Genomic DNA, 12,325 nt, shown 5'->3' on the forward strand with positions numbered 1-12,325 from the left:
GTCGATTGTCGACAGTTTCGGCTTGATCGTGCGAGCGCCGCGCGTCAGTCTGCCGCCATCCGATGCGTCAGTGGAGGGCCGTCATGCCGTCACCCCGCGATCCCGCCGAACGGGCGGTCCGCGTCGACCTCGCCGCCGCCTACCGGCTGATCCACCGGCTCGGCCTCGACGACAGCATCTACACCCACATCTCGGCGAGGCTGCCGGGGCCGGAGCACCGGTTCCTCATCAACCCGTACGGGCTGCGCTTCGAGGAGGTGACGGCCGGCAACCTCGTCACCGTCGACCTCGACGGCCGCGTGATCGACGATCCCTACGGGCACGGCATCAACCCGGCGGGCTTCACCATCCACAGCGCCATCCACGCGGCGCGGGAGGACGCGTCCTGCGTGCTGCACACCCACACGGTGGCGGGCGTCGCGGTCTCCTGCCAGGAGGAGGGGCTGCTGCCGCTGAACCAGTGGTCGATGCAGTTCACCGACCGCATCGCCTACCATGCCTACGAGGGCATCGCGCTCGATCTCGACGAGCGCGAGCGGCTGGTGGCGGATCTCGGCGACAAGTTCGTGATGATCCTGCGCAACCACGGCCTGCTCACCTGCGGGCGCAGCGTGGGCGAGGCCTTCAAGCTGATGCACAACATGGAGCGGTCCTGCCGGGCGCAGCTCGCGATCCAGGCCGCCGGCGCGCCGCTCGTGCGCCCCTCCGCCGCCATCGCCCGCAAGACCGCCGGCCAGTACGCCACCTTCGGCGAGAAGGTCGCCTCCGGCGCGCTGGCCGATGCCGAGTGGGAGGCCTTCAAGCGGATGCTGGAGCGCAGCGACCCGGACTACAAGGACTGACGATTCCGAGAGGGCGCGGCACCCCCTCTCCCCGGCCGGGAGAGGGGGAGTGCGGTCACGCGAGGCGGTGGAGAGAACGCAGATGGTCAGGCTGATCGTTTCGGGTGCGGTGGTGCTTCTCGCCCTGGCGGGCGCCGCCGTCGCGCAGGCTCCGAAGCCCGGCGGCGTCGCCAACGCGGTGATCCAGCCCGAGCCGCCGGGGCTGATGCTCGGCCTGCTCCAGAACGGCCCGACCCAGATGGTGGCGGGCAACATCTACGAGGGCCTGCTGCGCTACTCCGAGACGCTGGAGCCGAAGCCCGGCCTCGCCGAGAGCTGGACGGTCGGCCCGGACGGCAAGACCTACACCTTCTCGCTCGTGAAGAACGCGACGTGGCACGACGGCAAGCCGTTCACGGCCGCCGACGTGCTCTTCTCGGTGGAGTTCCTGAAGCAGACCCACCCGCGGGCGCGCGGCAACATGGCGAAGGTCACGAGCGTCGCGGCGCCCGACCCGCACACGGTGGTCTTCACGCTCTCCGAGCCCTTCGGGCCGTTCCTCGGCGTGTTCGAGGTCGGCTCGCTGCCGATGATCCCCAAGCACGTCTACGAGGGCACCGACTACAAGACCAATCCGGCCAACAACACGCCGATCGGCACCGGGCCGTTCATGTTCAAGGAGTGGAAGAAGGGCTCCTTCATCCGGCTGGTGAAGAACCCGAACTACCACGTGGCGGGCCGGCCCTACCTCGACGAGATCTACTGGCACGTGATCCCTGACGCCGCCTCGCGGGCGGTGGCTTTCGAGACCGGCAAGGTCGACATCCTGCCGGGCGGCTCGGTGGAGAATTTCGACGTGCCGCGCCTGTCGCAGATGAAGGGCGCCTGCGTCACCGGCAAGGGCTGGGAGTTCTTCGGCCCCCATTCCTGGCTCTGGCTCAACAACCGCCAGGGTCCGACCGCCAACAAGGCCTTCCGGCAGGCGGTGTCCTACGCCATCGACCGCGACTTCGCCCGCGACGTGATCTGGAACGGGCTGGGCAAGCCGGCGATCGGCCCGGTCTCCTCCTCGACGCGCTTCTTCAACGCCAAGCTCGGCCAGTATTCCTACGATCCGGCCAAGGCGAAGGCCCTGCTCAAGCAATCCGGCTACAAGGGCGAGACGCTGCGCCTGCTGCCCGTGCCCTACGGCGAGACGTGGCAGCGCTGGGCCGAGGCGGTGAAGCAGAACCTGGAGGATGTCGGCATCAAGACCGAGATCGTCGCCACCGACGTCGCCGGCTGGAACCAGAAGACCTCGGAATGGGACTACGACATCGCCTTCACCTACCTCTATCAGTACGGCGACCCGGCGCTCGGCGTGGCGCGCAACTACATCTCCTCGCAGATCGCCAAGGGCTCGCCCTTCAACAACGTCGAGGGCTATTCCAACCCCGCGGTCGACAAGGGCTTCGCGGAGGCCGCGGTGGCGGTGAGCCCGGCCGAGCGGCAGGCGCTGTACGACGGCGTGGTGAAGACCGTGATCGAGGACGCGCCGGTGGCGTGGCTGCTTGAACTGCAATTCCCCACCATCACCCGCTGCAAGGTCAAGGATCTCGTCACTACCGGCATCGGCGTGAACGACGGGTTCCGCGACGCCTGGATCGAGCGCTGACGACGTGGCCCTGTTTCTCGCCCGGCGGCTGGGCAAGGGGATCCTGGTCCTCCTCGCCATCGTCGTCCTGAACTTCTTCCTGATCCGCCTCGCGCCGGGCGATCCCGCCCTCGTCATGGCGGGCGAGGCGGGGGCGGGCGACGAGCTCTACGTGGCCCAGCTTCGGGAGAAGTTCGGCCTCGACCAGCCGCTCCCGCTGCAGCTCGGCCTCTACCTGCGCAGCATCCTCAGCCTCGATCTCGGCTACTCGGTGCGCCAGCAGATGCCGGTGGGCCGGCTGATCCTCGACCGGCTGCCCGCCACCCTGCTCCTCACCGGCACCGCCTTCCTGATCTCCCTGACGCTGGGCGTCGCGCTGGGCGCGCTCGCCGCCCGGCGGGCGGGACGCTTGGCCGACACCGCCATCACGGCGCTCGCCCTCCTGTTCTACGCCACGCCGCTGTTCTGGGTCTCCCTGATGGCGATCATCGTCTTCTCGGTGCGGCTCGACTGGCTGCCCGCCTTCGGCTTCGAGACGGTGGGCGGGGGCTACACGGGTCTCGCCCGCGCGGCCGACATCGCCCGCCACCTCGTGCTGCCCTCGCTCACCCTCGGGCTGTTCTTCATGGCGGTCTACGTGCGCATGACCCGCGCCTCGATGCTTGAGGTGGCGGGCCTCGACTTCGTCAAGACCGCCCGCGCCAAGGGCCTGCGCGAGGGCACGGTCCAGCGCCGGCACGTGCTGCGCAACGCGCTCCTGCCGGTCGTGACGCTCGCTGGGCTCCAGGCCGGCACGCTCGTCGGCGGCGCGATCCTCACCGAGACGGTCTTCGCGTGGCCGGGGATCGGCCGGCTGATGTACGAGGCGCTGCTCCAGCGCGACTACAACCTCCTGCTCGGCGTCTTCGTCGTCTCCTCCGCGATGGTGCTGCTCTTCAACCTCGTCACCGACGTGATCTACCGGGTGGTCGATCCGCGCATCGAGGCCGCGTCATGAGGCGCGGACCGCTCGCGGCCTTCCTGCGCCATCCCGGCGCGGTGTTCGGGCTCCTCGTCCTCGTGCTCGTCGTGGCGGCCGCACTCCTCGCGCCGGTGCTCTACCCGACCTCGCCCTGGCGCATGGTGCAGCGGCCCTTCGTGCCGCCCTTCACGCTCGACCGGGTGCCGCTCGGCACCGACGCGCTCGGGCGCGACATCGCGGCGGGCCTGATGCACGGGGCGGGCGTGTCGCTCCTCGTCGGCCTCGTCTCGACGCTGGCGGCCCTGCTCATCGGCGTGCCGATCGGGGCGCTGGCGGGCTATTTCGGCGGCCGCATCGACGACCTCCTGATGCGCTTCACCGAACTCTTCCAGACCATCCCGAGCTTCGCGCTCGCCATCGTGCTGGTGGCGATCCTCCAGCCCGCCCTGTCCTCGCTGATCCTCGCCATCGCGCTGGTGAGCTGGCCGCCGGTGACGCGCCTCGTGCGCGGCGAGGTGCTGTCCCTGCGCTCGCGCGAATACGTGCAGGCGGCGGTGGTCACGGGCCAGACCACCTTCACCATCCTGCGCCGGGAGATCCTGCCCAACACCCTCTCGCCCATCGTGGTGCTGGCCTCCCTGATGGTCGCGACCGCGATCCTGCTCGAATCCTCCCTCTCCTTCCTCGGCCTCGGCGACCCCAACCGGATGTCCTGGGGCTTCATGGTCGGGGCCGGGCGCACCGTCATCCGGCAGGCGTGGTGGATCACCGCCTTTCCGGGCCTCGTCATCCTGGTCACGGTGCTGGCCCTCAACCTGATCGGCGAGGGGCTGAACGACGCCCTCAACCCGCGCCTGTCCCGGGAGGGCCGATGAGCGCGCCCGTCGTCAGCGTCCGCGGCTTGCGCCTCGCCCTGCCGCCGGGGGCGGACCGGCCGCTCGCGGTGGACGGCGTCTCGTTCGACCTCACCGCGGGCGAGATCCTCTGCCTCGTCGGCGAATCGGGCTCCGGCAAGTCGATGTGCGCGCACGCGCTCATGGGCCTGCTGCCCCGGGCGGTGAAGCCCTCGGGCGGCGAGATCCGGATGGAGGGCACCGACCTGCTGGCGCAGGACGAGGCGGGCTGGCGCGACACCCGCGGCCGGCGCATCGCCATGATCTTCCAGGAGCCGATGACGGCGCTCAACCCGCTGATGCGGATCGGCGACCAGATGGCCGAGATGTTCGAGGCCCACGGCCTGCTGACGCCGGCCGAGCGGCGCGCCCGCGCGGTGGCGCTCGCGGGCGAGGTCGGCCTGCCCGAGCCCGAGCGCATCGTGCGCGCCTATCCCCACCAGCTCTCCGGCGGGCAGCGCCAGCGCGCGATGATCGCGATGGCGCTCGCCCTCGAACCGGCGGTGCTCGTCGCCGACGAGCCCACCACCGCCCTCGACGTGACGACCCAGGCCCAGATCCTGGCGCTGGTGCGCGACCTCCAGCGGCGGCGCAACATGGCGGTGCTGTTCATCACCCACGATTTCGGGGTGGTGGCGGAGATCGCCGACCGGGTGCTGGTCTTGCGCCACGGGCGCGTGGTGGAGGCGGGGCCGGCCGCCGCCGTGCTGGGCCGCCCGCAGGAGAGCTACACCCGCACCCTGCTCGCCGCCGTGCCCTCGATGGACCCGCCGGTCCGCACGCCCCCCGCCGGGCCAAAGGCCGTCGAGGTGGCGGGGCTGACCAAGACCTACGTCACGGGCGGCGGCTGGTGGCGCCCCGCCCGGCGGGTCGAGGCCGCCCGCGGCGTCGCCTTCGCGCTCCACAAGGGGGAGACGCTCGGCCTCGTGGGCGAGTCCGGCTCGGGCAAGTCCTCGATCGCCAAGCTGGTCATGCGCCTCGTCGAGCCGGATGCCGGCACGGTGCGGCTCGGCGACACCGACCTGACGCGGCTCTCGGGCGAGCCCCTGCGGCGGGCGCGCCGCCGCATCCAGATGGTCTTTCAGGACCCCTTCGCCTCGCTCAATCCCCGCCGCACCGTCGGGCGCATCATCGCGGACGGGCCGCGCGCCCACGGCGTGCCGGAGGCCGAGGCGCGCGAGCGCGCCCGCCGGCTCCTCGGCCTCGTCGGGCTCGACCCCTCCGCCTTCGACCGCTACCCGCACGAGTTCTCGGGCGGCCAGCGCCAGCGCGTCGGCATCGCGCGCGCGCTGGCCCTCGAACCCGAGATCCTGGTCGCCGACGAGGCGGTCTCGGCGCTGGACGTCTCGGTGCAGGCGCAGGTGCTGGCGCTGCTGGAGGACCTGAAGGCGCGCCTCGGCCTCTCGATGCTGTTCATCACCCACGACCTGCGGGTCGCAGCCCAGATCTGCGACCGCATCGCGGTAATGCGCCGGGGCGAGATCGTCGAGCTGAAGACCGCGAGCGCCCTCTTCGCCCATCCCGAGCATCCCTACACCCGCGCCCTCCTCGACGCGGTGCCGGGCCGGACGCGGAGCGCCGCGTGACCGCGCCGGTGCGCTGCGTGCTCCTGAGTTCCACCCTCGACCTCGCCGGGCTGTTCGGGCCGGTGCTGGCCGGGATCGCCGATGCGGTCGAGGCGGTGCCCCATCCGGCCCCGGAGCCCGAGACGGTGCGCCTCGCGCTGGCGTGGTTCCCGCCGGCCGACGCGTTCGCGCGCTACCCCGACCTGCGGGCGGTCTGCTCGATCGCGGCCGGCGTCGACAGCCTGCTCGCCTGCCCGGGCCTGCCCGCCGGCGTGCCGGTGGTGCGCGTGGTCGATCCCGAGCAGGCCCTGGCCATGTCGTGCTTCGTGCTCTGGCACGTCCTCGGTCACCTGCGGCGCTTCCGCACCTACGCGGAGAACCAGGCCAGGGCCCTCTGGCGGCCGCTCGGCCAGCGGGCGGCCGGCGAGGTCACGGTCGGCCTCCTCGGCTACGGCCGGATGGGAGCCCGGGTCGCCGCGGACCTCGCGGCCCTGGGCTTCCCGGTCCTGGCCTGGAGCCGCTCGCCGCGGGCGCCGGAGGCGGGCGTGGACCTCCTCAGCGGCGAGAGCGGGCTTGCCGACCTCCTGCCGCGCACGGACGTGCTGGTGAACCTGCTGCCCCTGACGCCGCAGACGCGGGGCATCCTGAACGCGGGGCTGTTCGCCCGCCTGAAGCCCGGCGCGACGCTGGTGCAGGTCGGGCGCGGCGACCACCTCGTGGAGGGCGACCTCCTCGCCGCCCTCGACGGCGGCCGGCTCGCGGGGGCGGCCCTCGACGTCTTCGCCACCGAGCCGCTGCCGCCCGCGCACCCGTTCTGGCGCCACCCGAAGATCGTCGTCACCCCGCACGAGGCCTGCGACGCGAGCCCGCAGGCGGTGGCCGCGATGCTGTGCGCGACCGCGCAGGCCATCAGCGCCGGCCTGCCGGTTCCGAACGCCGTCGACGTCGCACGCGGCTACTGACGACCGGGTTCGCACGCGGGCCGCCAAGCGCACCGACGGGCGGGGCGCCCGTCCCGGTCGGCGCCGCGGCGTAAGTGTTCCGTTAACCATCCGCCCCGCACTCTCCGGCCGTCGGTTCTCCGCCGGCGCCCGGCGCTCCCACCCCGGGATCGGACCTGCCGACTTCGTTTCGCCGCGTTGCCGGTCTAGCCTGGCACCGGAGAATCAGAACGCAGAAGGGGACGCACATGCTCGGCACGATCACGGCCTTCATGGCGATCGTCATGGTCCTCATCCTGAGGAATCTCGCCAAGGTGGCGCTCACGCCGGTCTACGCGGTGCGCGACATACACCGCGGCCGCTACGTCCGCGGGCTCGTCCTGCTCTCCTGCTCGGGCCTCGCCGCCTGGGCCATCTGGAGCGTTTCCCACCCGGCGCGTCCCAAGGCGCTCCCGGTCGCCGCCTTCCACATCGGCTGACGCGCTCGCGGCGCCGCAACGCGGCGCCACGCTGCATCGCCAAGCCGCGCCGCATCGCACAATCGCCCTTGACAGAACGCGCGCCGCGCGCTGTTGCTGGCACGAGCGCGTGCGCCCGTTTCGGAGACGCCGCGCCGGGGATCCTTTCGCGCCATGCGTGCCGCGATCACGACGAAACCGAAAGCCCTGACGGCGATTCCCGCCGGCTGAAGCCTCGCGTCGTCCCGGATCCCTCCCCGTCCGCGGCGTGCGGAGGCCGGGCTGTCTCGTTGAAGCCCGACGACGATCTCTGGGGAGGGCTGCTTTCCGAACGGGAGATGTGTGATGGGTTACAAGGTTGCCGTCGTCGGAGCCACCGGCAATGTGGGCCGGGAGATGCTCGACATCCTGGCTGAGCGGGCCTTCCCGGCCGATACCGTCGTGGCGCTGGCCTCCCGCCGCAGCCTCGGCCAGGAGGTCTCGTTCGGCGACAAGACCCTGAAGGTGCAGGCCCTCGACCAGTACGATTTCTCCGACACGGACCTCTGCCTGATGTCGGCGGGCGGCGAGGCCTCGAAGGAGTGGTCGCCCCGCATCGGCGCCCAGGGCTGCGTCGTCATCGATAACTCCTCGGCCTTCCGGTACGATTCCGACGTGCCGCTGATCGTGCCCGAGGTGAATGCCGATGCGGTGGCCGGCTTCACGAAGAAGAACATCATCGCCAACCCGAACTGCTCCACCGCCCAGCTCGTCGTGGCGCTGAAGCCCCTGCACGACGCGGCCACGATCAAGCGCGTCGTCGTGGCGACCTACCAGTCGGTCTCCGGCGCCGGTAAGGAGGCGATGGACGAGCTGTTCAACCAGACCCGCGCGGTCTTCACCGCCGGCGAGGTCAAGGTGCAGAAGTTCACGAAGCGCATCGCCTTCAACGTCATCCCCCATATCGACGTCTTCATGGAGGACGGCTCCACCAAGGAAGAGTGGAAGATGGTGGCCGAGACCAAGAAGATGCTCGACCCCAAGATCAAGCTGACGGCGACCTGCGTGCGCGTGCCGGTGTTCATCGGCCATTCCGAGGCGGTGAACGTCGAGTTCGAGCGGCCGATCACCGCCGACGAGGCGCGCGAGATCCTGCGCTCGGCGCCGGGGGTGCTGGTGGACGACAAGCGCGAGCCGGGCGGCTACATCACCCCGCACGAGGCGGCGGGCGAGGACGCGACCTACGTCTCGCGCATCCGCGAGGACATCACGGTGGAGAACGGCCTCTCGTTCTGGTGCGTGTCGGACAACCTGCGCAAGGGCGCGGCCCTCAACACCGTCCAGATCGCCGAGGTGCTGATCAACCGCAAGTTGATCACCCCGAAGCGCAAGACCGCCTGAGCCGCCAGCGGCCCAAGTGAGGCGCCGGCCCCTCTCTGCCCATGCGGGAGAGGGACCGGCGCCCTTGACGCTGGCCCCCTTGGGCCCGTCGCCCTGCGCTACCGGAAGGCGGCCACGCGCCGGTCGCGCTTGCGCTCGGCGGCGGGCTGGTAGGCGATGCGGGCGTGGTGCGTGCAGTAGGGCAGCCCGGTGATCGAGCGCGCGCCGCAGAAGCGGAAGTCCGGCGAGGCCGGATCGCCCATCGGCCAGCGGCACATGAACTCGCGCAGTTCCATGATGGTCACGCGCTCGGAGACCGGCAGCGCGACCTCGGGCTCGACGCGCGGGTCGGCCCGAACCAGGGCGAGCGAGGGCGGTGGCGGTGCGAGCAGGCTCGGCGCCGGGCTCGATGGCCGCTCGACCTCGATCACGGGCGCGGGGCGCCGCACGGCGCCGGGCGCCGGCGCGGCAGCCCCGTTGATCTTCGGCGCGCGGCCGGCAAGGCCGAGACGGTGGACCTTGCCGATGACCGCGTTGCGCGAGACGCCCCCGATCTCGGCGGCGATCTGGCTCGCGCTGCGGCCGTCGCTCCACAATCGTTTCAGGAGTTCGACCCGTTCCTTGGTCCAGCTCGGGCCCGCATCCGTCATCGCCGCCTCCGACTTCCCCCAACAGCGTTCTCTCGGGCGAATCGGCGCGCGACCGCGCTCGGTCAGGCGTCCGACCGCGGTTCAGTCCGTCCGATCCAGGGCTTGGTGATCGCCGCCACGAGAGAGCGCTTGCGACGGGGGTGAACCTACAGGACGGCCGGTTGACCGCGCAAGAGTCCGGCGCGGAGCACGATTCCTTTTCCCGGCCGCGTGCGGGGGCCGAGACGACCGCCGGCCGCGCCCGCGGAGCTCCTGTCGGCCGTGCCGCAGGCTCGCCTACTGGTTGATAAAACATGATATACCAGCGGTTTGCTCCGGGCCGCCGGCCCGCCGCGCACGGATGTCCGCCGGGCGCCCGGGCCGATTGAAGGGGCCGAATGCGGCCGCATCCGGATTTCCCGGCCGGCGAGCGTGGCAGATCGGTCACGGTTGCCGCAACCGTGGGGCGGCGTTGCCGGCTCCGGCGCCTGATCCTATGGTTCCGGCCCGGCGCCCGCAGGCGCCAGACACGGGAAATTCCATGCGGATCGTCCTCGCGGCCCAGGTCTCTCTCCTCCTGCCGCTCCTCGTGCCCGCCGGGCTCGCCGCCGAGCCGGCCGGGGGCGTCCGGCTCGCCCCCCATCGCGCCGTCTACGACCTGTCCCTGGCGCGCAGCGGCGGAGCCCGGGCGGTCGAGAGCGCGCGGGGGCGCATCGTGTTCGACTTCTCGGGCGACGCCTGCAAGGGCTGGGCCCTGCAATACCGGCAGGTGACGGTGCTGGAGAGTTCCGAGAGCGGCACCCGCACCTCGGATCTGCGCAACAACACCTTCGAGAGCGGCGACGGACGGTCCTTCCATTTCCGCACCCAGTCCGACCTCAACGGCGCCCTGCAGGCGCCCGTCGACGGCGACGCCGAGCGCGATGACAAGGGCCTTTCGGTCAGCCTCAAGCAGCCCAAGCGCGGGCAGGTCACGGTGCCGGGCGAGGTGCTGTTTCCGGCCGCCCACATGCGCCGCCTGATCGAGGCCGCGCGCGCGGGCGAGAAGACCGTGTCCGTGAAGGTCTTCGACGGCTCCGACGACGGCCGCAAGATCTACGACACGCTCGCGGTGATCGGCCAGCGCCGCACCGGACCGGCGGAGGCGCAGGCGGGCGGCCCGGTCGCCGTCGAGGCGCCGCTGCAGGAGGGCGTGCTGGCCACGATGCCGCGCTGGCCCGTGACCCTGAGCTACTTCTCCAGCGGGGAGGGCGAGCGCACGCCGGTCTACGTCCTGTCCTTCGACCTCTACGAGAACGGGATCAGCGGGGCGCTGCGCCTCGATTACGGGGATTTCTCGCTGCGCGGCGACCTCTCGCGCATCGACCTCTCGCCCGAGAGCAAGGATTGCCGGCCCTGATCCGCCATCCCGAAGGGAGCGGGCGGATCTGGAGCAGGCACCCTCAGGGCCGCTTCGCGCCCGGCGCGAAGGAGAGGCCGCGCTGGACCGCCGCCTCGCCGAAGCGTTCGCGCAGGGCGTCCACCGCGGCGGCCCGGCTCGCCTCCCGCAGCACGGCGGAATCCGCAAGATCGCCCCGGTCCGCATGGACGGCCGGGCAGAGATCCCCCGCCGCGACCCCGATCAGGCGGTAGGCTGTGCCGTCGCAGGCCTGGGCCAGCAGCGCCTCCGCGGGGCGGAAGAGGCGCTCGGCGAGCTGGGTCGGGGGCAGGCCCGAGCGGGTGCGGGTGCGCAGGCGAAAGCCCGCATCCTTGAGCTTCAGGGTCACGCTGGCGGCCGCGACCTCGCCGCGCTTGAGGCGCCGCGCCACCGTCTCGCACAGGCGCCACAGGATCGGCCGCAGGCTGGCGAGGTCGCGCAGGTCCTGCGCGAAGGTGGTTTCGCCCGACACGCTCTTGGCCTCGCGCACCGGCTCCACCCGGCGCCGGTCCTCGCCGCGCGCGAGGGCCAGGAGCCGCCCGGCGTCGCGCCCGAGCGCCGCCTGGAGCCGGCCCGGGTCGGCCCGCGGCAGGTCGCCCACCCGCACGACGCCGAGATCCTTCAGCTTGGCGGCCGCCGCCTGGCCGATGCCGGGGAGGATCCCGACCGGGCGCGAGCGGAGGAAATCCTGCGCCTCCGCCCGGCCGATCACCGAGAAGCCCCGCGGCTTCTCGAGGTCGGAGGCGATCTTGGCCAGGAACTTGTTGGGTGCGAGCCCGATCGAGACCGTGATGCCGAGGTCGCTCTCCACGCGGCGGGCGAAGTGCGCCAGCGTCGCGGCCGGGCTCGCCCCGTGCAGCCGCGCGGTGCCCGAGAGGTCGAGGAAGGCCTCGTCGATCGAGACCGGCTCGACCAGCGGCGTCAGCGCCCGCATCATCGCGCGCACCTCGCGGCCGACCCGGGCGTACTTCTCCATGTCGGGCCGCACCACGACGGCATCCGGACAGGCTTCGAGCGCCCGGAACATCGGCATCGCCGAGTGCACGCCGCAGGTGCGGGCGATGTAGCAGGCGGTCGCCACCACGCCCCGCCGGCCGCCGCCCACGATCACCGGGCGGTCGCGCAGGGCGGGATCGTCCCGCTTCTCGATCGCCGCGTAGAAGGCATCGCAATCGACATGCGCGATGGCGAGGTCGTCGCGCTCCGGGTGGACGACGAGCCGCGGCGAGCCGCAGGCCCGGCAGCGCGGCCCGGCGCCCCCCGTCCGGCCGCAATCGCGGCAGAGCGCCCCGCCGCTCATGCCCCGAAGGAATCTCCGCCGAAGGAATCCGGGTCGGGCGGGCCGAGCCGGCGCCACGCGGCGACGATGCGCTCGGGCGGCACGGCGAGCCCCCGCGCGCAGGCGAGCAGCAGCTCCTCATCCGCCACCACATGATCGAGCACGCCGACGAGCAGGTCCGGGCCGCCTGCCGCGGCCCGCAGACCCTCGGGCGAGAGGCCGGACGTCTCCATGAAGCGGATCAGCCGGGCGGGATCGGCGGCGACGAAGTCGAACGCCGCGGCGGCGAGCGCCTCGGCCCCGGAACCGGTGAGTAGTTCGCCCTGTGCGCCTTTCCCACTGGCAAAACGGTCGGATTTGCGTTTCATC

The 12,325-nt window shown here is 72.0% G+C and carries 12 protein-coding genes; 9 read left to right on the forward strand and 3 right to left on the reverse strand.

The genetic code is table 11. The features are described 5' to 3' along the window. The first annotated feature begins 83 nt into the window (after window positions 1-83). The 8 genes from MFF61_RS01860 to MFF61_RS01895 all read left to right on the forward strand — a co-directional run bounded on the left by MFF61_RS01860 (window position 84) and on the right by MFF61_RS01895 (window position 8,652). Entirely contained in the window at window positions 84-842 is a 759-nt protein-coding gene (locus MFF61_RS01860; protein WP_238233414.1) for a class II aldolase/adducin family protein, read from the forward strand. 82 nt (window positions 843-924) lie between these two features. Next, a complete protein-coding gene (locus MFF61_RS01865; RefSeq protein ID WP_238233415.1) occupies window positions 925-2,475 on the forward strand; it encodes an ABC transporter substrate-binding protein in 1,551 nt (516 codons plus the stop codon). Window positions 2,476-2,479: 4 nt separating this feature from the next. Beyond that, window positions 2,480-3,451 (forward strand): ABC transporter permease, encoded by a 972-nt coding sequence (locus tag MFF61_RS01870; protein WP_238233416.1) that lies wholly within the window; start codon window positions 2,480-2,482, stop codon window positions 3,449-3,451. Then, window positions 3,448-4,290 carry an ABC transporter permease gene (locus MFF61_RS01875; protein WP_238233417.1) on the forward strand — a complete coding sequence of 281 codons (843 nt, stop codon included), beginning with the start codon at window positions 3,448-3,450 and terminating at the stop codon, window positions 4,288-4,290. The genes MFF61_RS01870 and MFF61_RS01875 overlap by 4 nt, the downstream gene beginning before the upstream one ends. Then, window positions 4,287-5,894 carry an ABC transporter ATP-binding protein gene (locus tag MFF61_RS01880; RefSeq protein WP_238233418.1) on the forward strand — a complete coding sequence of 536 codons (1,608 nt, stop codon included), beginning with the start codon at window positions 4,287-4,289 and terminating at the stop codon, window positions 5,892-5,894. Before MFF61_RS01875 ends, MFF61_RS01880 begins: the two co-directional genes overlap by 4 nt. Further along, window positions 5,891-6,835, forward strand: a complete 945-nt coding sequence (locus MFF61_RS01885) for a 2-hydroxyacid dehydrogenase (RefSeq protein WP_238233419.1) — start codon at window positions 5,891-5,893, stop codon at window positions 6,833-6,835. The genes MFF61_RS01880 and MFF61_RS01885 overlap by 4 nt, the downstream gene beginning before the upstream one ends. A gap of 227 nt (window positions 6,836-7,062) precedes the next feature. Then, window positions 7,063-7,293 carry a hypothetical protein gene (locus MFF61_RS01890; protein WP_238233420.1) on the forward strand — a complete coding sequence of 77 codons (231 nt, stop codon included), beginning with the start codon at window positions 7,063-7,065 and terminating at the stop codon, window positions 7,291-7,293. Between the two features lie 324 nt (window positions 7,294-7,617). Further along, window positions 7,618-8,652: an aspartate-semialdehyde dehydrogenase gene (locus tag MFF61_RS01895; RefSeq protein WP_238233421.1), complete on the forward strand. Its 1,035-nt coding sequence runs from the start codon at window positions 7,618-7,620 to the stop codon at window positions 8,650-8,652. A 98-nt stretch (window positions 8,653-8,750) separates the two neighbouring features. Here the strand turns inward: MFF61_RS01895 and MFF61_RS01900 are convergent, their stop codons facing one another. Then, a complete protein-coding gene (locus MFF61_RS01900) occupies window positions 8,751-9,281 on the reverse strand; it encodes a GcrA family cell cycle regulator (RefSeq protein ID WP_238233422.1) in 531 nt (176 codons plus the stop codon). Window positions 9,282-9,801: 520 nt separating this feature from the next. Here MFF61_RS01900 and MFF61_RS01905 point away from each other — a divergent pair. After that, window positions 9,802-10,659, forward strand: coding sequence for a cell envelope integrity EipB family protein (locus MFF61_RS01905; RefSeq protein ID WP_238233423.1), 858 nt, complete (start codon window positions 9,802-9,804; stop codon window positions 10,657-10,659). A 43-nt stretch (window positions 10,660-10,702) separates the two neighbouring features. Here the strand turns inward: MFF61_RS01905 and MFF61_RS01910 are convergent, their stop codons facing one another. Together MFF61_RS01910 and MFF61_RS01915 are read right to left on the reverse strand one after the other, a co-directional pair. Continuing rightward, complete coding sequence (locus MFF61_RS01910; protein ID WP_238233424.1) at window positions 10,703-11,977, reverse strand: DNA polymerase IV; 1,275 nt, start codon at window positions 11,975-11,977, stop codon at window positions 10,703-10,705. Then, window positions 11,974-12,324 (reverse strand): DUF3572 domain-containing protein, encoded by a 351-nt coding sequence (locus tag MFF61_RS01915; protein ID WP_238233425.1) that lies wholly within the window; start codon window positions 12,322-12,324, stop codon window positions 11,974-11,976. The genes MFF61_RS01910 and MFF61_RS01915 overlap by 4 nt, the downstream gene beginning before the upstream one ends. Window position 12,325: the final 1 nt, after the last annotated feature.

It is taken from the genome of Methylobacterium isbiliense, assembly GCF_022179325.1.
GTDB classification, from domain to species: domain Bacteria; phylum Pseudomonadota; class Alphaproteobacteria; order Rhizobiales; family Beijerinckiaceae; genus Methylobacterium; species Methylobacterium isbiliense.